Here is a 20,564-nt window from a genome sequence, read left to right as displayed (position 1 = left end):
TCCGGCGAAGTTGGCTCGCCGAAAAGTGTCCACCATGTCCCCGCACACCCGTCAACCATGTGTCCGGTCCGTACAGGCAGGTAAATAGGTCCTAGGTAGGGGCATGACTGTGCACCAACGCTGTGCAATACTCGCCGCCGATCTCAACAGGGCATTTCTCTTTTGACCTACCGACCTACAAGGTCCAGGCCGGTCAAGGGGGCAAGACAGCTAACCCGCCCGTCTTTTCGAACGCTCTGTTGATGGATACCCAATAACAATACGAGGTTGTACTTTTATGCCAGTCGGCAACCACCAGCCCCACGCAGATAGCGTGCAGGGCGGTCCACTCAAACGCGAACTGGGCGAGCGCCACATTCGCCTGATGGCGCTTGGTGCCTGTATCGGCGTAGGCCTGTTCCTGGGCTCGGCCAAAGCAATCGAAATGGCCGGCCCGGCCATCATGCTGTCCTACATCATCGGCGGCCTGGCCATTTTGGTGATCATGCGTGCACTGGGCGAAATGGCCGTGCACAACCCGGTAGCCGGTTCGTTCAGCCGCTACGCGCAGGACTACCTCGGCCCGTTGGCCGGGTTTCTGACCGGCTGGAACTACTGGTTCCTGTGGCTGGTGACCTGTGTCGCGGAAATCACCGCCGTGGCGGTGTACATGGGCATCTGGTTCCCCGATGTACCGCGCTGGATCTGGGCCCTGGCGGCGCTGATCAGCATGGGCTCGATCAACCTGATCGCGGTCAAGGCGTTTGGCGAGTTCGAGTTCTGGTTTGCCCTGATCAAGATCGTCACCATCATTGCGATGGTCTTCGGCGGTATCGGCATTATCGCGTTCGGCTTCGGCAATAACGGAGTCGCTCTGGGTATTTCCAACCTCTGGGCTCACGGTGGTTTTTTGCCCAACGGGATCCAGGGCGTATTGATGTCCTTGCAGATGGTGATGTTCGCCTACCTGGGCGTCGAGATGATCGGCCTGACTGCCGGCGAAGCCAAGAACCCGCAAAAGACCATTCCGAGTGCGATTGGCTCGGTGTTCTGGCGCATTCTGCTGTTCTACGTCGGCGCACTGTTCGTGATTCTGTCCATCTACCCATGGAACGAAATCGGCACCTCGGGCAGCCCGTTTGTAATGACCTTTGAACGTCTGGGCATCAAGACGGCAGCAGGCATTATCAACTTTGTGGTGATTACTGCGGCATTGTCGTCGTGCAACGGCGGCATTTTCAGCACCGGTCGCATGCTCTACAGCCTGGCGCAAAACGGCCAGGCCCCGGCCAACTTCGCCACCACTGCGAAAAACGGTGTGCCGCGTCAGGCGTTGCTGCTGTCGATTGCCGTGCTGCTGCTGGGGGTTGTGCTCAACTATATGGCGCCGGAGAAGGTGTTTGTCTGGGTGACGGCCATTGCCACCTTTGGCGCAATCTGGACCTGGTTGATGATCCTGCTGGCGCAACTGCGCTTTCGCAAGAGTCTGAGCCCGCAGGAAGCGGCAGCCCTGAAGTACCGTATGTGGTTGTACCCGTACAGCTCTTACGCGGCATTGGGGTTCTTGTTTATGGTGGTCGGGTTGATGGCCTACTTCGAAGAAACCCGAATCGCACTGTTTGTAGGCCCAGCCTTCCTGATCCTGCTGACCGTGCTGTTCTATGTGTTCAAGCTGCAGCCTACGCAGCGCACGCAGACTCACTGACAATGTGGGAGCCGGCTTGCTCGCGATAAAAGCACCTCGGTTGGTCAGACCAACCGCGGCGTTTCCATCGCGAGCAAGCCCGCTCCCACAACAGCTTTCGCTACTTGCGGTTCAGACGCTTGTTCCAGTCCAGCCAGGCCGCCAGCACGGCCATGATCCCCACGCCCATCAGGGCGCTGAATACCTTTACGACAAACCCGTCACCGCCCAGCGCATTGAGCATGTCAGCCAACGGCGCCAGGATCACTCCCAGACAGAACACTTCCAGCGAATAGCGGCCCATGCGGCATGCCTGGCGGGCCAACCGGTTATTCAGCCAGTTGCCGTGGGGCACCACTTTGGCCGCCACATAAGCCAGGGCCAGAAAATGCAGCAGGCGTACCGGTGAAAGGTTGGTCTTGCTGATCGGGTACAGGTACTCGCCCAGCCAGAGCGGCATGAGCGCATCGTGAAACTGCGGCCATCGCCATGACAGTGCCAGCAGGCCGGTCACCAGCAGATAGAGTACTGCTCCCAAAAACACCGGTTGACGCGACAGGGGACGGTTTTGCGCAGCCTTGGGTTGCTGCCCGTGGATCGCCGCTGCACCGCCCAGAATAAACAGAAACTGCCAGGCCATAGGGTTGAAAAACCACACGCCGCCTTCCTGAGCCGCGAGGTTCCACACCGGCGCCAGCAAGTACAGGGCCAGGGACGCGGCAACCACATAGCCTGCCTTGCGCAGCAGCATCGGCAGCACCAGCGGCAAACCCAGCAACAGCACGATATACAGCGGCAGCGGGTCCATCAGGTTGGGTTTGAAGCGCAGCAGCAGTTCGTCGGTGAGGGCCTGTTGCGGATTGCTCAGGAAGTACTGCAGGCCCATTTCCTGCACCAGGTCACGGGTTTCGACATGGTTGTTGGCAAAAAACACGATGCCCATCAGCACCGCCAGCAGGAAGATATGCACCACATACAGCACCCAGGCGCGGCGCAGGATCTTCACGCTGGCGACCAACAAACCGTCACGTTGAGCGATTTTGCCGTAGGCCAGCACGGCGGCATAACCGGCCAGAAATACAAAAATCTCCGCAGCATCGCTGAAGCCGAAATTGCGCACCGTAAATTCGGCCAGCGGGTTGTGCGGGATGTGGTCCCAAAAAATAAAAATCAGCGCCAGCCCGCGAAAAAAATCGATGCGGTGGTCGCGTCCGTTCAGCGTCACGGCGAGTACTCAAACAAAGGGTTTAGTTAGGACCGACGGGCGCAGCGGAGGTTGCGCGCCGCGTATCGGCGGCGCGCAGGGTGATGGTATTACGGGTTAAATGCAAAGGTTGGATATTACTGAATGTCTCTAGCTACTGCTCGAACACACCCGCCAGCGCCTTATTTCAGCGCGGCCTGCTGGTGGGCCGTCAGGCCGCCGCTATTTCGTTGGCCTCAAAGCTGTCCGAACGGGCCATTTGCCACATGCGCGAATAGAACTCGCCATTGACCTCGCCGGTGAGCAGTTCGCCGGGCTTGAGGAACACATGCAACTGTGAGAACAGTTTGATTTCGGTGGCGGACATGCGTCGTACCAGATGCTTGGCCTTGAGCTGTGCCGGGTGTTCCAGGCCTGCTGCGGCGAGCATTTCGGCCAGGGCCTTGAGGGTGTTCCGGTGGAACTGCACAACCCGCTGGGCCTTGTCCGGCACTACAAGCGCGCGCTGGCGCAAGGTGTCCTGGGTGGCCACGCCGGTGGGACACTTGTTGGTATGGCACGATTGCGACTGGATGCAGCCGATGGCGAACATAAAGCCCCGAGCCGAGTTGGCCCAGTCGGCACCGATGGCCAGCACGCTGGCTATATCGAAGGCGCTGACAATCTTGCCGCTGGCGCCGAGCTTGATCTTGTCACGCAGGTTCAGGCCCACCAGGGTGTTGTGGACGAACAACAAGCCTTCGCGCAGCGGTGCGCCAATGTGGTCGGTGAACTCTACGGGCGCCGCGCCGGTGCCGCCTTCCTTACCATCAATCACGATAAAGTCCGGCAGGATGCCGGTTTCCAGCATGGCCTTGGCAATGCCCATAAACTCCCACGGATGACCCAGGCAAAACTTGAAGCCCACGGGCTTGCCGCCGGACAGCTCACGCAACTGCGCGATAAATTGCATCAGCTCGATAGGCGTTGAAAAGGCGCTGTGGCGCGAAGGCGAGATGCAGTCTTCACCCATGGGCACACCGCGGGTTTCGGCGATTTCCGCGGTCACTTTATGCTTGGGCAGGATACCGCCATGGCCTGGTTTGGCGCCCTGGCTCATTTTGATTTCAATCATCCGCACTTGTGGCGTGCGAGCCTGGGCGGCAAAACGCTCAGGGTCGAAACGCCCGTCCGAAGTGCGGCAACCGAAGTAGCCACTGCCCAGTTCCCACGTCAGGTCACCACCATGCTCACGGTGATAGGAGCTGATACTGCCTTCACCCGTGTCGTGGGCAAAGTTACCGAGCTTGGCACCCTGATTGAGGGCGCGGATGGCGTTGGCGCTCAGTGAGCCAAAGCTCATGGCTGAAATATTGAAGATCGACGCCGAGTACGGCTGGCTGCATTGCGGGCCGCCCACCACGATGCGAAAGCTGCTGGGGGCGGTCAACGGGGCCGGGCGCATGGAGTGACCGATAAATTCAAAACCGGGCTGGTAAACGTCAACCAGAGTGCCGAAAGGCTTGTCGGCACTCTCATTCTTGGCTCGTGAGTACACCAGCGAACGTTGCGCCCGTGAGAAGGGCAGCGCATCGCTGTCAGATTCCAGCAGGTATTGGCGAATCTCTGGGCGGATGGCTTCCACCAGATAGCGAATATTGCCCAGGATCGGGTAGTTGCGACGCACGGCGTGGGGGCTTTGCAGCAAATCGAAAATCCCCAGCAGGCTCAAGGCCAGTGACACGGCCGTGAAGGGCCACAGCCACTCATGGTGCATAAAGGGCAGGCTGGCGAGGGTGAAGATGACGCAGAATGCAAAAAACGCATAACGGCTTAACAGTGACAGGCTCATACGGTTTCCTGTTTCAGGCTGGTCTGTTCCGCCGGGCGGTGATGCCTGGCGTGGTCAAGAACAGAAAAAGGACAATAGAACCCTCTCTTTGAGTCGGAGGTTTGCTGGGGGGAGTGTTGGTCATCTATCAAGCAAATGCCAACTCCCTGTCAGATTATTCATTGAACGGGATTTCATCTGTGGCAGCATCCCGACCAAAGTCGGGCACTTCATACAGAAGGCTCGGGTAAAAGTGACATCTGTGTATTTTCAGGGGCGTTGGGTCGTGCAATCCTTCTTGACCTTACTGTTTTGTTGGCCGAATTCCGTGACCTCATTTGAACCCGCAACCTCCAGAATCATTCGTATTGCCGCTGCCGTAGTGATTGGCCTCGATGGGCGGACCCTGCTGGTACGCAAGCGCGGCACCCAGGCCTTTATGCAACCCGGCGGCAAGATCGATGCCGGTGAGCAGCCGGTCGACGCCCTGGCCCGTGAGCTGGAAGAGGAGCTGGCTTTGGTGATCGACCCGGCCAGCGCGACCTGGCTGGGCCATTTCGCTGCCCCTGCGGTCAACGAACCGGGTTTTGAGGTACAGGCCGAGCTGTTCCTGGTGCATATCAGTCAGCCCGTGGTGGCAGCGGCAGAAATTGAAGAAGTGCAGTGGATCGACCCCGAGGGCGATGGCGGCCTGGTACTGGCGCCGTTGACCCGGGATCTGGTCCTGCCGTTTTATCGCAATGCCTTGCAGTCCCGGACGGCCTGATGATTCCAGCCCATGAATTGCTGATTTTTGCTGCGGCCTGCCTGCTGTTGGTGCTGACGCCAGGGCCGAACATGATCTACCTGATCTCGCGCTCCATCTGCCAAGGGCGCAAGGCAGGCGTCACATCGTTGCTCGGGGTGGTGGCGGGTTTTTTCGTGCACATGTTTGCCGCCGCTGCGGGTTTGACGGCGGTATTTATGGCTGTACCGATGGCCTATGAGGCACTCAAGTGGGCGGGCGCCCTGTATCTGCTGTGGATGGCCTGGCAAGCTGTACGCCCGGGTGCCAGCTCACCGTTCGAAGCCCGGGACCTGGCGCCGGATGCCATGCCGAAGCTACTGACGATGGGCTTTATGACCAGCGTACTCAACCCCAAGGTGGCGGTGTTCTATTTGTCGGTTTTCCCGCAATTCATCAACCCGGAACACGATTCGATGTTCACTCAGAGTATTGTATTGGGCCTGACTCAAATCAGCGTCAGCTTCACGGTTAACCTGCTGATCGCGCTGTTTGCCAGCGGTATTGCCGTGTGGTTTGTACGCAACCCGCTATGGCTGGCCGTGCAGCGCTATGTGATGGGCGGTGTGCTGGCCGCACTGGCGGTGAGGCTGATGCTGGAACAACGTAAAACCGTATGACCTGGACCCGTAATGGCTATAGAACTGCTTGAACCCGCAAACGCCAAGGCTTATCGCAAACTGATGCTTGAGGCTTATGCGCAGCACCCCGAGGCTTTTGTATCCTCCATAACCCAACGTGAGAAGTTACCGCTGAGCTGGTGGGAAGCAAAACTGGACGATGAACTGAGCGCCCTGTTCGGTGCATTTGTCGATTCCCGACTGGTGGGCATTGTCGGCCTGGCATTCGAACCCTGGGAAGATGCCCGGCACAAGACCACGTTGTTTGGTTTGTATGTGTCGCAGGCTTTTCGTGGGCAAGGGCTGGGGGAGCATCTGGTGCAGGCGGTGGTTTCACTGGCTGAGCAAGAGCCCGAAACCAAGGTGATCGAACTGACGGTCAGCGCTAACAGCGATGCTGCACTGGCGTTGTACCAGCGCTGCGGTTTTGCACAGTCGGGGCTGGAAGACTGCGCAATTCGGGTGGGGGAGGCCTATTACGACCGGGTGCATATGCGCCGGTTGGTCAATATAGAAGAGAACTGACCGGGCTCTGGGTGGGAGCGGGCAAGCCCGCTCCCACACTGCCTTGCCGTTGTCAGCGAACCGCACTCACGCCATCCAGCGTCGAAAATGACGTGTCCTTGGCTGTCAGCAAAAAGTCGCGCATATAAGGTGCATCCAGCATGTCGGCGCGAATCGCGGCGTAGAGTGTCGCAAACAGGCCTTTCTCGCCCAGGCGTTTGGCCTTCACATAACCCCGTGAGCTGTATTCATGCAGCGCCCAGTGCGGCATCCCGCAGACTCCCCGGCCGCTGGCTACCAGCTGCATCATCATCACTGTCAGCTCCGAGGTGCGAACCTGCGCAGGTTCTACATCGGCCGGCTCCAGGAAGCGGGTAAAGATGTCGAGGCGATCGCGCTCCACCGGGTAAGTGATCAGAATTTCGCTGCTCAAATCCTCAGGCACGATAAATGGCTTGCTGGCCAATGGATGCTGATTGGCCACTGCTAGCATGGCTTCATAGGTAAATAGCGGCACATAGGTCAGCCCGGCGATTTCCTGCGGGTCGGACGTGACCACCAGATCCAGATCGCCCCGGGCCAGTGCCGGCAAGGGTGCGAAGGCAAAACCGGATGCCAGATCCAGCTCGACCTCGGGCCAGGCATCGCGGAACTGGTCAATGGTCGGCATCAACCACTGGAAGCAGCTGTGGCATTCAATCGCCATATGCAGACGACCGGCCGTTCCGCCAACCAGACGTGCGATATCGCGTTCGGCACCGCGCAGCAGGGGCAGCATGGCATCGGCCAGTTGCAGCAGGCGCAAGCCGCCGCTGGTGAAGCGAACCGGTTTGGTTTTGCGCACAAAGAGGGGCATGCCCATGCGCTCTTCAAGCTCTTTGAACTGGTGGGATAAAGCGGACTGGGTCAGGTGCAGGCGTTCGGCTGCTTCGACCAGACTGTCTGACTCGCGCAACGCGTGCAGGGTTTTGAGGTGACGAATTTCCAGCACAGTGGCTCCATGAGTAACTTTGATGATCAACACGAAAACGTTGAGTTTGTCTCATGTTGTAGCGGGTGTCGATAATAGTGCCATTACTTACACGAAGGAATGTTGTTATGGCCCTGGCACACAATCTTGGTTTCCCCCGCATCGGCGCAGACCGCGAGCTGAAAAAAGCACTCGAAGCCTATTGGAAGGGTGATATTGACCAGGCCGCGCTGAAAGACGTTGGCCGCCAATTGCGTGCCACCCACTGGCAGTTGCAAAAAGACGCAGGCATCGATTTGTTGCCGGTCGGTGACTTTGCCTGGTACGACCAGGTGCTGACCCACTCATTGACGTTCGGCGTGATCCCCCCGCGTTTTTCCAGCACCCTGGACGAGCAGCGCCAGCCAACCCTGGATACCCTGTTTGGCATGGCTCGCGGTGCCAGTCAGAGCTGCTGCGGTGCTGAGCACGGCAAAGGCCAGTATGCCCAGGAACTGACCAAATGGTTCGATACCAACTACCACTATCTGGTACCGGAATTCAGTCAGGACCAGCGCTTTGATCTGAGCTGGAACGAGCTGTTTGAAGAAACGGCAGAAGCACAGGCGCTGGGCCACAAGGTCAAACCCGTGATCATTGGCCCGTTGACCTACTTGTGGCTGGGCAAGGCCAAAGGCAACGAATTCAACAAGCTCGACCTGCTGGAAAACCTGCTGCCGGTTTACGCTCAAATCCTGTCCCGCCTGGCTGAGCAGGGCGTGGAATGGGTACAGATCGACGAGCCGATCCTGTCGCTCGACCTGCCACAGGAATGGAAAAACGCCTTTGAACGCGCGTATCACATTCTTCAATACTCGCCACTCAAGAAGCTGGTTGCCACCTACTTCAGCGGCCTGGAAGACAATCTCGGCCTGGCGGTTGGCCTGCCGGTGGATGGCCTGCACGTGGATCTGGTGCGTGCTCCCGACCAGTTGCATGCCATTCTGGACCGCCTGCCGACTTACAAAGTGTTGTCCCTGGGCCTGGTCAATGGCCGCAACGTGTGGCGCTGCGATCTGGAAAACGCCCTGGCGCAACTGCAGGAAGCCGAAGAGCGTTTTGGCGATAACCTGTGGGTAGCCGGTTCCTGCTCGCTGTTGCACAGCCCCGTGGATCTGGACCGCGAAACCAAACTGGATGCCGAGCTGAAAAGCTGGTTAGCCTTCGCCAAGCAAAAGTGCGCTGAAATTGCAGTGCTGCGTGATGCGCTGAATATCCCGCAAGACCCCAAGGTACAAGAAGCCCTGGCCCAAAGTCGCGCCGTACAACAAAGCCGGGCCAGCTCGCCACGTATTCACAAGGCCGCCGTACAAGCCCGTATTGCAGCGATCACCGACGCCGACAGCCAGCGCCAGTCACCCTTTGCTGCACGGATCGAAGTGCAGCGTGCCCGCTTGAATCTGCCGGCATTCCCGACCACCACCATCGGCTCGTTCCCGCAGACTGCTTCGATTCGTCTGGCGCGTCAGTCTTACAAACAAGGCAAGTTGTCGACCAGCGAATACACCGACGCGATGCACAGCGAAATCCGCAACGCTGTACTGGTCCAGGAACGTTTGGGTCTGGACGTACTGGTACACGGCGAGGCCGAGCGCAATGACATGGTCGAGTATTTCGCCGAGCAACTGGACGGCTATGTGTTCACCCAATACGGCTGGGTACAGAGCTACGGTTCACGTTGCGTAAAACCGGCCATCATCTTCGGCGACCTGAGCCGCCCGCAGGCCATGACCGTTGAGTGGATCAAATACGCTCAGGGCCTGACCGACAAGGTGATGAAAGGCATGCTGACAGGCCCGGTGACCATGCTGATGTGGTCCTTCCCCCGCGAAGACGTATCGCGCAAAGTACAGGCGCAACAACTGGCTCTGGCGATCCGCGATGAAGTGGTGGATCTGGAACAGGCAGGGATCAAAATCGTGCAGATCGACGAAGCCGCGTTCCGTGAAGGTTTGCCGTTGCGCCGTGCACAGTGGCAGGAATACCTGGACTGGGCGGTGGAAGCCTTCCGTCTGTGTGCCTCGGGTGTGGGGGATGAAACCCAGATCCACACCCATATGTGCTACAGCGAGTTCAATGATGTGATCAAGTCGATTGCCGCGATGGACGCGGACGTGATCACCATCGAAACCTCGCGCTCGGACATGGAACTGCTTGATGCATTTGAAGCGTTCGACTATCCGAACGACATCGGCCCGGGTGTGTATGACATCCACTCGCCACGGGTGCCGGAAACGGCTGAGATGATCAAGTTACTGAGCAAGGCAGCGCAGCGTATTCCCGCTGAGCGGCTATGGGTCAACCCCGACTGCGGCCTTAAAACCCGGGCCTGGGCCGAGACTGAAGCGGCACTGATCAACATGGTCGCGGCAGCACGGCAACTACGCTTGCAAGCCGCTTGAGATCAATAGCCCCTCTCCCTCCGGGTGAGGGGCTTTGAGGTGTTACCTGACAATTTTATCGACATGAATATCCAGCTTTTTCAGGCGGTACCAGAAACTGCGCTCGGATATGCCGATTAACTGCGCCGCCGCAGCCTGTACGCCATTGGCCTGTTGCAGGGCACTTAGAATGTAGGCTTTTTCGACTTCGGCCAACGCGGCTTCCAGGTCGGGGGGCACGCTCGGTCCGGGGGCAAGCAAGGCACTGCTCTGGCCGGGTTGGGCACTGAACAGGTAGGGCGGCAGGTCACTGTCCTGGATAGTGCTGCTATTGGCCACAATGGTGGCGCGCTCCACGCAGTTTTGCAGTTCGCGAATATTGCCCGGCCAACTGTACTGGGCCATCGCCTGCAAGGCGCTGGGGCTGAAACCGGTGATGCGTTTGCCTGCGGTAGCACCCAGGTTATGGGCAAAGTGCCGCGCCAGCGAGGCGATGTCTTCAACGCGTTCGCGCAACGCGGGCAGCGGAATCGGGAAGACGTTCAGGCGGTAATACAAGTCTTCGCGAAACTCCTTGTCGGCTACGGCTTGCAGCAGGTTTTTGTTGGTCGCGGCGATGACCCGCACATCCACCTTGCGCTCTCGCGGATCCCCCACGGGCTCGATCACCCGTTCTTGCAGCGCCCGCAGGATTTTTGCCTGCAAGGCCAGGGGCATATCGCCCACTTCATCGAGAAACAGGGTGCCCTTGTCGGCCTGCATAAAGCGCCCGACCCTGTCTGCTACGGCGCCGGTAAACGCGCCTTTGCGGTGGCCGAACATCTCGCTTTCAAGCAGCCCCTCAGGAATCGCCGCACAGTTGACCGCGACAAAGGGTTTGTCGGCGCGGCTGCCGTGTTTGTGGATGGCGCGGGCGACCATCTCTTTGCCGGTACCGCTTTCGCCAGTCAGCAGGATCGTGGCGTTGCTCTCGCGTACCGAGTCGATGGCCTGCAGCACCCGGCGAAAGCTTGGGCTGTCGCCAATCAGGCTGTCGATGTGCTGGTGCTCGTCCAGCTCGGCGCGCATGCGCGCGTTGTCGCGCAAAATGTCGCGAAACTGCAGGGCTTTGCTGACCGTAATATCCAGCTCGTCGATATCAAAGGGCTTGGCGATGTAATCGTAGGCGCCGTTACGTATGGACTGTACGGCGTTTTTTACCGTGCTGTAGGCAGTCATTACAATCACTGGCAGGTTCGGGTAACGCTGTTTGATCTCGGCCAGTAACTGCGGGCCGTCCATGCCGGGCATGCGCCAGTCGCTGATCACCAGGTCGATATCTTCCTGCTCCAGAACTTCAAGTGCCTGCAGGCCGTTGCTGGCAGTGAAGACCTGAATCCGGTTCTGGCTCAGTGCCGAGCTGAGCAAGTCGCAGAGTTTGGGCTCATCGTCGACCACCAGCACGTTATGACTCATGTTTCATCCCCTCCGTGGGCCGGAATGTACAGGTTGAAGGTGGCTCCGACGTCTTTCTCGCTGATGCATTCGATGCGTCCGTCGTGGCTGTCCATGATGGAGAACACTTTGGCCAGGCCCAGCCCCGTGCCTGAGGCTTTGGTCGTCACAAAGGGCGTGAAAATACGCTCAAGCATATCGGGTGCGATTCCTTCTCCGGTATCAGCAATGCCTATTACTGTGTAGTCCTCTTCGCGGGAAATACGTACGGTCAGGCATCCGCCCTCAGGCATGGCGTCGATGGCGTTGATGATCAGGTTCAGGCACGCCTGTTTGAGTTGTCCGGCATCGGCGTACAGGGTCGCACCGGGCGCCTGATCGTCGATGTGGGCATCAATAGTGTGGCTTTCCAGCTCCGGTTTGCAGAAACCCAGAATGTCTTCGACCAGAGGCCGCGCCAGCTGCGGCGCACGCACGGGGGCGCTGGGCTTGGCGAATTCGAGAAACTCGGTGATCAGGTCATTGATGCGGGTCACCTCGCTGACCACGTACTCCAGATGGCGCTTGTCGGTTTCACCCAGATCGGCCCGGCGGTGCAACAGTTGGGTCGCGGTTTTGATAATGCCCAGCGGATTGCGGATTTCGTGGGCCAGGCCCATGGCCACCTCGCCCAGGGCATGCAGGCGGTCGCGGCGACGCAATTGGGCTTCGAGATGATGCAGCTCGCCCAGTCGTGCGGTCATATGGTTGAAGGTGCTGCTCAGCTCGGCCAGTTCGTCGTTGCCCGACACCGCCACGCGTTGGTTGTAGTCCCCGGCAGTGACGGCGCGTACCCCTTCGGAGAGGTCGCGCAACGGCCGGGTAAGGCGTTCGGAAACCAGCCAGCCGACGGTCAGCGACAGTACCGAGCCGACCAGGAAGATCAACGCGAACAGGTTGCTCTGGTTGACCAGCCCCACCAGGCTGCTATGGCGCAGCAGGCCACTGTAGATCACCCCTTGCAGCTCACCGGTGTCGTTGAGGATGGGCCAGTACAAGCCGCTGTAGCGGCTGGTGAATTGTTCGCTGGGCTGACGGGTTTCCCGCAGGGTTTGTTCGATGGCGCCGGGCACCATCAGCTGGCGGTCTTCGAAACGCTGGCTGGAGAATATCTCGGCAAAGCCTGCCGTATTGGACAGGTACAAACGCAAGTCGAGGGAGTGCACGTCGGCCACGCTGGTCAGAAAGCTGCTGTCCATATAGGTAGCCACCAGCAGCTGATAGTTCACTCCATCCTGGCTGGTGGCAAAGGTCGAGACTACGGTGCCGGTTGGCACACCGCCGACATTGATAGTTTGCAGTACAGCGTTGGGGCTCAGGCTGATCTGGTCGACAATGGTGTCGCTGGCGGTACTGAAAATCACTTTGTGGTCGCTGTCACGGATCAGCGCGACCACGTCTATGCCCATGGCTTCGGCGATATCGGCAGTCAGCCGGTCATGGCGGATGGCCTTGCTGGAGGACGGCGGGTGGGCGTGTTGGAGAAGCAGCTTGGCGGCGCGGGCGTTGTCCGCGAGGATTTCGCTGATCTCGTCCTTGACGATTTTGGTCGACTCCTGCAGCCAGACCCGTACGTTACTGTCGAAAATCTGCGACAGGGTGGTCGCTGCCAGTTCGGCAGCAATCATGGTCGGGATCACGCTGACCAGCCAGAACGCCAGCACCAGTTTGCGCTGTACGGTCCAGCGCGACACTTTGAAGGGTTGTGGCTGGCGCGGTGTTTTGGGCGTGGTGGGCATTAGTACTCGCTTATCGCAGCCGCCAGTGCCGGGTCGTGGCGGTCAGGGCGAATGAACAGTTTGACCAGTTTGAGTGCGTTATTGATCAGCCAGTTGCGATGCCGGAAAAACAGCGTATTGCTTTGAAAGGTGCAGCCCAGACGAATCTTGCTCGCGTAGCCGGCCTGACCGCATTCGTACAGGGCAATATTGTGACGTATGCAGTAATCGACATTCACCAGCCAACTCCTGAAGTACAGATTGTAGTCACGGGTGAGCTCAAGGTCGTGACCAAAAAACTTGTCGATCAGACGGTGTTCGTCAATCAACACCAGATTGAACGCCACCAGTTGATCGTCGAGCCAGTACAAAACGCACACTGCCCGGTCGCCGAGTTGTTGGAGGATACCGGTGAAATAGGTCGCTGGTAAGCGCTCCAGTTGCAGATCACTGCGCGCCAGGCTGGCCTCGTACAGGCGCATGATTTCAGGCAAGACGTCGTCAATTGCGTTGCGCCATTCCACCCGTGGGCCAGGCGTACGCAGTTTGCGGCGCATGTCTTTGCGGGTGGACTTGCCCAGCGAGCCAAGGTAGCCGTCCACTGATCCAAAGGGCACGGGCAGCGTCGCACTGGGCAAGCCGGGCATGGCCTGAAAGTCCGCCGCCTTGCAACTGTGCGCCCAGTCAGCGTCATGGCTGGGGACGTCCTTGACGGCAATCAGGCCGATACCCAGGCGGGCCGCATCGGTCTGGGCCAGGGTCAGCAACCGGGCGAGCAGGGCAGGGCGCTGCGCCGCCTGTACATGACTGGCCGTTCCCGCACTGCATTGTTCGGTCACCGGTGAGCCGATGGCGTAAAGCTTTAGCTGCACCAACCCCGGGAGTGCGCGATTGAGTTTTTCGGTAAAGCGTTTGCCGATGCCCTGGACCGTGGTGTCGAGGCGATAGCACGTGGTGAACGCAGTCGCTGCGGCAATCAGGGTGGAACCTTCGAACAGCGTCAGGTAACGCCATGCAAAGCCTTCAATCCCGGCTTTTTCGACGGCCATAATGTAATCCCAATCCTCCAGGGCATCTGGAAAACAGTCATTCCAGGCTTCACGGTCGATTGCCTGAATGGATGAAAAGGCTTGGGCTGTAATCATGGGGCGTCCTTGGGCTCAGGCCTGCTTGAGGTACTCGACAGGGACCGGTGCCGTGCGGCTGTTTTTCTTGATAAAGGCGTCACTCAGTTCGATCACGCGGCGGTATTGCAGGTCGACGGTGATCATGTGATAGCAGTTGTCGAGCAGCACCTTGGTCACCGGCCCGCCCAGATGGCGTTCGACGTAATCGGCGTTCCATCGGCTGGTGATATCGTCTTCAATGGAGTGCAGCACCAGGGCTTTGGTGGTGATCGAAGGCATGCGTTTTTTCACCACGGCATTCATCCGGTGCAGTTCACGCACGGTGATCCCTTCCATCGTCAACAACCCGGCATTGCTGCTTTCGCCGGCTTTCATCTGGCGCTCGACAATGGCCCTCAGGCGCTGGTTTTTAATACCGTAGGGCGGCTTTTCCTCAAAGCTGCACAGGTGCACACCAAAGGGGATCTTCATCAGCAGCGGGGTCATAAAGGCCAGCTTGTTGATGCTCCAGCCGTCATAACGCAAGGTCGTGGAGTACATCAACAGCCCGGCGACCTGGCCCGGGTGTTCGGAGGCCAGGTACATCGACATTACCGCACCCATCGACAGCCCGCCGACGAACACCTGCTGGTGGCGCTGGCGGATCCCGGCAAAGGTCTTGCGCACGCCTTCATACCAGTCCAGCCAGCCGGTGGCCTGCAGGTCGCTGTTGTCACCGCAGTGCCCGGCCAGGGTGGGGACGTACACCGTGCACGTCCCGTCTTTTGCCAGCCCCTGGGCAACCCGACGCAACTCCGTCGGGGTGCCGGTAAGGCCGTGGATCAACAAGACCCCGACCTCACCCGTGCCGAGAACGAAACCGGTGTTGCCTTCGCCCAGATCGATCTCTGCCCCATTCACCGTTTCATGGCCCGAGCCAGCAGGCGATCGAGCAGGGCGATGCCCAGGTCGATTTCGGCGTAGCTGATTTCCAGCGACGGCGCCAGGGTGATAACGTTCTTGTAGTAGCCGCCCACGTCGAGAATCAGACCCAGACGTTTGCCGTCGATTTCGATATCCCCCTTCATGCCTTCCTCAACCATGAAGTCGAGAGTGGCCTTGTCCGGGGTAAAACCGTCCGGGCCGCAGATTTCGCAGCGCAGGGCCAGGCCCAGGCCGTCGACGTCACCGATGATCGGGTAGCGTTTTTGCAGATCTTGCAGGCCGTCGAGGAAGTACTTGCCCTTGGCCATGACCATCGCGCCATAGTCGACTTCGCTGGTCATCTTGAACATTTCCAGGCCCACCGCAGTACCCAGCGGGTTGGAGGCGAAGGTGGAGTGGGTCGAGCCCGGCGGGAATACCTTGGGGTTGATCAGCTCTTCACGGGCCCAGATGCCGCCCAGCGGGTTGAGGCCGTTGGTCAGTGCCTTGCCGAACACGATGACGTCGGGTTTGACGTCGAAGTGTTCGATCGACCACAGCTTGCCAGTGCGCCAAAAGCCCATCTGGATTTCGTCAACCACCATGAGAATGCCGTGCTGATCCAGTACGTGCTTGAGCTCGCTGTAGAAGTTCATCGGCGGGATCACATAGCCGCCGGTGCCCTGGATCGGCTCGACGTAGAACGCGGCGTATTCGCTCTGGCCGACTTTCGGGTCCCACACGCCGTTGTATTCGGTCTCGAAAAGACGGGCGAACTGTTGCACGCAGTGGCTGCCGTACTCTTCCTTGGTCATGCCTTTTGGCCCGCGGAAGTGGTACGGGAACGGGATGAAGTTGGCGCGTTCGCCAAAGTGGCCGTAACGGCGACGGTAGCGGTAGCTCGAGGTGATCGATGAGGCGCCCAGGGTGCGGCCGTGGTAACCGCCCTCGAAGGCGAACATCAGGCTTTTGCCGTTGCTGGCGTTACGCACCACCTTCAGCGAGTCTTCGATGGATTGCGAGCCGCCGACGTTGAAGTGCACACGACCGTCGAGGCCGAACTTGTTTTTGGCGTCGACTGCAATGCGCTCCGACAGCTCGATCTTGCCCTTGTGCAGATACTGGCTGGCGATCTGCGGCAGGGTGTCGATCTGTTGCTTGAGGGCGTTGTTCAGGCGCGGGTTGGAATAACCGAAGTTGACTGCCGAGTACCACATTTGCAGGTCGAGGTAGGCCTGGTCTTCGGTGTCCCACACGTAGGAGCCTTCGCAGCGGCTAAAAATGCGCGGTGGTTCGATGTAGTGAACGGTGTCGCCGTACGAGCAGTACTTGGCTTCTTTTTCCAGAAGAATCTGGTCTTCAGGGGTAGCGATTCGAATATCAGACATGATTGAAGAGTTCCTGCTGTTCACGAGAATAGTGGGGCGCGTTGGCGGCATGGCTCGGCAGTTTGGCGAGCAGGGCCGGGAGTTCGGCAAAGGAGTCAAATCGTGCGTACGGGATACCGTTGCGCTCGCAGTGTTCGGCCAGGCTGTCCCTGGCAAAGACGAAATCGGCGCCAGAGGCCACGCACATGTCGGAGCGGCCATCGCCAATCACCAGCACGCGTTTGCCGTCGGGGGCGGATTTGCACTTGCAGTTGCCCGAAGCGGCACGGCAGGCGTCGCTGGAATAAGGGAAGTCGATGCGCCAACTGTTCTGGTCGACCTGACGCAGGCGGTTGGCCAGGATCGGCAACAGGCTTACGTAGTTACGGGCCAGAATGCGGGCGATGGCTTGTTCGATGCCGTCACTGACGACCTCGATGGAGGCGCCAAGACCGATGACGTGGTCGACGAAGTCGGGGAAGTCAGGGTCAATCTCAACGCTGTCGAAATAGGCCAGCAGCTCGGCAGGCGTGGCTTTGACCAGCGACAGCTGGCGGCTCAGGCATTCACGCGAACCGATGTCACCCTGCAACCATTGGTCTTCGATCGCTTCCCAGCTGGGGTCGGCGAAACGTTGAAGAATGTTGTCGATGACGTCGGTACGGGTAATGGTCCCGTCGAAATCACACACGATATGCCATTGCATCATCTGCATTGTCCTGTCGAAAAGGCGCGCTTTTTGCGCTTGCCAGAGGACATAGCATTGACTGTGCCAACTATTGAAAGCCCCGTGGGCTGGGGCTCTGCGCGAGTTTTTGGGTGGCAGTCGGGCTTGAAGCTACAATTTTTGTAGCTTGCTACAAACAACATGAGTGCTTGCGCAGGCCGCGCTAAAAAGGGATTGATGCGCGCATAGAACCTCTATGGAACCCTCGTGATGAAAACTCCGGTCTGTGCTTTTTTGCTGCTCACTTTGTTGGGCGTCAGCGCGGCTGCCCATGCCGCAGACGGCCCCAGTGGGGAAGTGGGCATGGGGATTGGCTATCAGCCGTATGATCCAAGCGCCAGCCGCTACCAGACAGTGCCATTGCCGTATTTTGATGTGGACTGGGGCGATGTCAGCCTCAATACCGATGACGGCCTGACCTGGAGTGCTTTCAAGGCCGACGGCTGGAGCGCAGGGCCCGTGCTCAACTATGTGTCGGGACGCAATGCCAATGGTTCGCTGCGGGGCCTGCGCGATGTTTCAGACATGGCCATGTTCGGCGGCTTTGTGCAGTACAGCCCGGCTGACTTCTGGCGTGTCTACGCACAGCTCGGGCAGGCGGTGGGTGGTGCAGGCGGTCAAGGCGGGGTGCTGGGTCAGGTCGGGGGCGAGTTGGGTTACCCGCTGGGGCAGGGGATTATCGGCAGCAGCCAGTTGGCGGTGCACTTTGCTGATGGTCGGCAGATGTCGACCTTTTTTGGCGTAAGTGACAGCGAGGCGCAGGCGTCAGGGATTTCCGCGTACAAGGCCAGTGGCGGCCTCCAGAATGTTACCTTGACCCAGAATTTCGAGTTTCCGCTGACCGCGAACTGGTCGCTGGTGACCAGTGCCAGCTGGACACGCCTGCTGAGGGCGGCGGCGGACAGCAGCATCGTACGCGAGCAGGGCAATGTGAATCAGGGCGCGGTGCAGACGGCGGTAAGTTACAAATTCTGAAGCGGCCCTCCCAACCCTCTCCCGGAAAGAGAGGGTTGGGCTAAGGGAAAGCAGGCAGTGACTCAATGTTCCGGTTCACCATCGGCCAGCAGCGCAATCCCGCCGACAATCACCGCCACGCCTGCCCAGTGCAGTGCGCTGATTTGCTCGCCAAGGCCCAGCCAGGAGCCCATCAGCACCCCGACAAATACCAGTGAACTCAAGGGAAACGCCAGCGACAGGCTGCTGCGGCGCAATATCAGCATCCAGACAAAAAACGCGCCGAAATAACAGGCAATGGCCACCCATACTCCCGGGTTGAGCAGCACGGCCTGGAGCCACTGCAGGGTGAAGTCCATCTGTCCCAATTGATCGCCACCGATTTTGGTGGCTATTTGCCCTGCGCTCTCGAGAGCAATCAACAAGGCCCACAGCACAATCGTGCCCAAACGCCCGTGCAGCCAGCCGTTATCCGGGGCTTTTAACCCGTCAGTGTTTGCCATTGCTCAACTCCTCAAGCTGCGGTGATGCAGACCAGCATCACTCCAAGGGTAATAACCAGGGTGCCCATCCAGCGCCGACGGCTGACGTGTTCGCCCAGGAACACCTTGCCGGCGAATACCACACCGCAATACGCCAGCGCAGCGGCCGGGAATAGCAAGCTCAAGGGTGCCCTCGACAGGGCCTCCAGCCAGACGAAGAACTCAATCACGTAAGCGCCGACCCCAGCCCACAGCATCGGTGCACTAAATACCTGACCCCAGAAGGCATTCAGGCGAAAACCACCCTCCAGTTCCGGCAAGCGGTCCAGGCCGATTTTGAAACACAGCTGGCCGATAACATCGAGCACAATGGAAAACGCCACCAGCGCAATTACGATCAAGGACATGGGAACAGCTCCTCGAATAAATGGATCAGCGCTTCATTGGTGGTTGAGTTGCGCAGCAGATCGCTTTCACTCCAGCGCCCAGGTGCTGGCTGGTCCGATCGGGCCTCCCAGCGTTTGAGCACATTGCGGTGCGCAGCCTTGGCAAACTCACCGCAAACATCAATACCCAATACCCGCTTGCTGGTGGCCAGGGCACGAAGGGCGTGAAGCAAGTGGGTCAGGCGCATACCACCCTGATCCCAGTTGGTGGCGGCGTCTTCGCTGGCGAGTACGTCTTTGTCCACGGTTATCCAGATCGCTTCGGTAGGCAGACTGCGGATCAACTCGTCGAGAAAGGTCGGCCAGTCCTGATCGGCGAGGTTGCGCCAGTGCAACAGGTTCTCGTGCTGCTCGTGCCCTGCGCCGTCGCCGATTCGGCCCCAGACCTTGGTGGGAGCATGCTGCCAGGGGAATAGTTGCAAATCGCCACGGCACAGGGCCCCGAGATTTGCGCCCTTGAACTGCGGGTTTTGCAGGTCATCACTGCAGGGGCCGAGGGTGACTATGCGTTTGATGTTCGGCAGCTTCAAGGCGCGGTTGACCCACGAACCGCAATGGCGGCGGGGGGCAAAGCGCACCCAGTCAGGATGGTTGTCGAAGTGGATCAGGGTGATCGGTTCGGGCAAGTCCGCGAGCAAGGCCGGGGTCAGGTGGTGATAGTCGCCGGAGCCTATAAAAAAGATTTCTGGCCGCTGCGTGGAGCGTTTCGGCCGTTGTTGCAGGCGTTCAGCGAAGCGCCGGTAATTGCGTTCGGTGGACCACAGACGCAGTTGCGGCCCCAGTTCCAGCAAGTCCAGGCGTGTGGCACGACCGTCGGTCAGACGTTGCTTAATCGGTGCTTGTGAGGTCAGGCTGTGATCAAGATCGAGAATATTCAAAGTGTGATTTACCCCATGTCATCGCCGCCGATCCAGGCAGGGCGGGCTTTATAGGGTAAATGCAAGGGGCGGGCCAAACGACTTGGCCTGTGGGGGTCGGGGTTGCCAGCGAGGATGTCACTGCTGTTTATCTGGCAAACCGCGTCATTTGTATTGCGAGCAAGCCCGCTCCCATCGTTTCAGTGCAGGCGTACCCAAACGCTGACCAGCACGGTCGCGGCCATTAGCCAGGCTACGGCGGCCAGCGCCAGCGAGGCTTCAAGGCGCATGCGATCGACCAGCACGTACAGGGCAGCGAGGTACACGAAGTAAGGAATGATCGACCACATGCCGAACACAATGGTGGTTTTCAGGTCGTCCACCGAGCGGCCTTTGCCGACGATGTAGTGGGCGATCAGGGCAAAGGTTGGAAACAGCGGCACAAGCCCTGCGATGTAGTAGTTTTTGGTTTTGGCCAGCATGGCCAGAATGATCACCACTCCAGCGCCCAGTGCAGCTTTGAGAATCAGATCCA

19 protein-coding genes are annotated in these 20,564 nt (G+C 59.1%); 6 read left to right on the top strand and 13 right to left on the bottom strand.

Translation table 11 applies throughout. The annotated features are described in order from the left end of the window. The first annotated feature begins 277 nt into the window (after positions 1-277). Complete coding sequence (locus tag GHO42_RS11125) at positions 278-1,684, top strand: amino acid permease (protein ID WP_095001428.1); 1,407 nt, start codon at positions 278-280, stop codon at positions 1,682-1,684. Between the two features lie 100 nt (positions 1,685-1,784). Here the strand turns inward: GHO42_RS11125 and GHO42_RS11120 are convergent, their stop codons facing one another. After that, the gene (locus tag GHO42_RS11120) at positions 1,785-2,888 is read right to left on the bottom strand and encodes an OpgC domain-containing protein (protein WP_133144827.1); all 1,104 of its coding nucleotides are present in this window, start codon (positions 2,886-2,888) and stop codon (positions 1,785-1,787) included. A gap of 190 nt (positions 2,889-3,078) precedes the next feature. After that, positions 3,079-4,698, bottom strand: a complete 1,620-nt coding sequence (locus tag GHO42_RS11115) for an FMN-binding glutamate synthase family protein (protein ID WP_153327801.1) — start codon at positions 4,696-4,698, stop codon at positions 3,079-3,081. A 307-nt stretch (positions 4,699-5,005) separates the two neighbouring features. On the opposite strand from GHO42_RS11115, the gene GHO42_RS11110 reads away from it, so the two are divergent. Genes GHO42_RS11110 through GHO42_RS11100 form a run of 3 tightly spaced genes read left to right on the top strand, consistent with a single transcriptional unit; the run spans position 5,006 to position 6,606 of the window. After that, positions 5,006-5,443 carry an NUDIX domain-containing protein gene (locus GHO42_RS11110; protein ID WP_095001627.1) on the top strand — a complete coding sequence of 146 codons (438 nt, stop codon included), beginning with the start codon at positions 5,006-5,008 and terminating at the stop codon, positions 5,441-5,443. After that, positions 5,443-6,081: a LysE family translocator gene (locus GHO42_RS11105; protein ID WP_153327799.1), complete on the top strand. Its 639-nt coding sequence runs from the start codon at positions 5,443-5,445 to the stop codon at positions 6,079-6,081. Before GHO42_RS11110 ends, GHO42_RS11105 begins: the two co-directional genes overlap by 1 nt. Before the next feature lie 12 nt (positions 6,082-6,093). Then, a complete protein-coding gene (locus GHO42_RS11100; RefSeq protein WP_133144830.1) occupies positions 6,094-6,606 on the top strand; it encodes a GNAT family N-acetyltransferase in 513 nt (170 codons plus the stop codon). Between the two features lie 52 nt (positions 6,607-6,658). Here GHO42_RS11100 and metR read toward each other — a convergent pair whose 3' ends face one another. After that, positions 6,659-7,576 (bottom strand): transcriptional regulator MetR, encoded by a 918-nt coding sequence (metR, locus tag GHO42_RS11095; protein WP_095001423.1) that lies wholly within the window; start codon positions 7,574-7,576, stop codon positions 6,659-6,661. Between the two features lie 107 nt (positions 7,577-7,683). On the opposite strand from metR, the gene metE reads away from it, so the two are divergent. Continuing rightward, complete coding sequence (gene metE, locus GHO42_RS11090; RefSeq protein ID WP_095001422.1) at positions 7,684-9,996, top strand: 5-methyltetrahydropteroyltriglutamate--homocysteine S-methyltransferase; 2,313 nt, start codon at positions 7,684-7,686, stop codon at positions 9,994-9,996. Positions 9,997-10,038: 42 nt separating this feature from the next. Here metE and GHO42_RS11085 read toward each other — a convergent pair whose 3' ends face one another. From GHO42_RS11085 to GHO42_RS11060, 6 genes are read right to left on the bottom strand one after another with little or no spacing between them, the layout of a single operon-like run. Beyond that, positions 10,039-11,430 carry a sigma-54 dependent transcriptional regulator gene (locus GHO42_RS11085; RefSeq protein WP_095019471.1) on the bottom strand — a complete coding sequence of 464 codons (1,392 nt, stop codon included), beginning with the start codon at positions 11,428-11,430 and terminating at the stop codon, positions 10,039-10,041. Further along, positions 11,427-13,187, bottom strand: a complete 1,761-nt coding sequence (locus tag GHO42_RS11080) for an ATP-binding protein (RefSeq protein ID WP_095001420.1) — start codon at positions 13,185-13,187, stop codon at positions 11,427-11,429. Before GHO42_RS11080 ends, GHO42_RS11085 begins: the two co-directional genes overlap by 4 nt. Continuing rightward, entirely contained in the window at positions 13,187-14,311 is a 1,125-nt protein-coding gene (locus GHO42_RS11075; RefSeq protein ID WP_095026430.1) for a GNAT family N-acetyltransferase, read from the bottom strand. Before GHO42_RS11075 ends, GHO42_RS11080 begins: the two co-directional genes overlap by 1 nt. A gap of 15 nt (positions 14,312-14,326) precedes the next feature. Beyond that, positions 14,327-15,193 carry a carboxylesterase gene (locus tag GHO42_RS11070; protein ID WP_095001418.1) on the bottom strand — a complete coding sequence of 289 codons (867 nt, stop codon included), beginning with the start codon at positions 15,191-15,193 and terminating at the stop codon, positions 14,327-14,329. Beyond that, complete coding sequence (locus GHO42_RS11065) at positions 15,190-16,584, bottom strand: aspartate aminotransferase family protein (RefSeq protein WP_095001417.1); 1,395 nt, start codon at positions 16,582-16,584, stop codon at positions 15,190-15,192. Before GHO42_RS11065 ends, GHO42_RS11070 begins: the two co-directional genes overlap by 4 nt. Next, complete coding sequence (locus tag GHO42_RS11060) at positions 16,577-17,272, bottom strand: MtnX-like HAD-IB family phosphatase (protein ID WP_095024195.1); 696 nt, start codon at positions 17,270-17,272, stop codon at positions 16,577-16,579. The genes GHO42_RS11065 and GHO42_RS11060 overlap by 8 nt, the downstream gene beginning before the upstream one ends. A 228-nt stretch (positions 17,273-17,500) precedes the next feature. Between GHO42_RS11060 and GHO42_RS11055 the strand changes: the two genes are divergently transcribed. After that, complete coding sequence (locus tag GHO42_RS11055; RefSeq protein ID WP_095019468.1) at positions 17,501-18,265, top strand: MipA/OmpV family protein; 765 nt, start codon at positions 17,501-17,503, stop codon at positions 18,263-18,265. Positions 18,266-18,327: 62 nt separating this feature from the next. Here GHO42_RS11055 and GHO42_RS11050 read toward each other — a convergent pair whose 3' ends face one another. The 4 genes from GHO42_RS11050 to GHO42_RS11035 all read right to left on the bottom strand — a co-directional run bounded on the left by GHO42_RS11050 (position 18,328) and on the right by GHO42_RS11035 (position 20,556). Further along, positions 18,328-18,747 carry a transporter gene (locus tag GHO42_RS11050; protein WP_095001414.1) on the bottom strand — a complete coding sequence of 140 codons (420 nt, stop codon included), beginning with the start codon at positions 18,745-18,747 and terminating at the stop codon, positions 18,328-18,330. An 11-nt stretch (positions 18,748-18,758) separates the two neighbouring features. Beyond that, positions 18,759-19,133, bottom strand: a complete 375-nt coding sequence (locus GHO42_RS11045) for an EamA family transporter (RefSeq protein ID WP_095001413.1) — start codon at positions 19,131-19,133, stop codon at positions 18,759-18,761. Further along, the gene (locus GHO42_RS11040) at positions 19,124-20,050 is read right to left on the bottom strand and encodes an arginase (protein WP_133144831.1); all 927 of its coding nucleotides are present in this window, start codon (positions 20,048-20,050) and stop codon (positions 19,124-19,126) included. Before GHO42_RS11040 ends, GHO42_RS11045 begins: the two co-directional genes overlap by 10 nt. A gap of 179 nt (positions 20,051-20,229) precedes the next feature. Further along, on the bottom strand, positions 20,230-20,556 hold the full coding sequence (locus GHO42_RS11035) for a GlpM family protein (protein ID WP_169844883.1): 327 nt from the start codon (positions 20,554-20,556) through the stop codon (positions 20,230-20,232). Between the last annotated feature and the right edge of the window lie 8 nt (positions 20,557-20,564).

The organism is Pseudomonas sp. FSL R10-0056, assembly GCF_009600105.1.
In the GTDB taxonomy this organism is placed as follows: Bacteria; Pseudomonadota; Gammaproteobacteria; order Pseudomonadales; family Pseudomonadaceae; genus Aquipseudomonas; species Aquipseudomonas bubulae.
The sequence above is the reverse complement of the archived record's forward strand: the minus strand, read 5'-3'. Positions and strand labels throughout refer to the sequence as shown.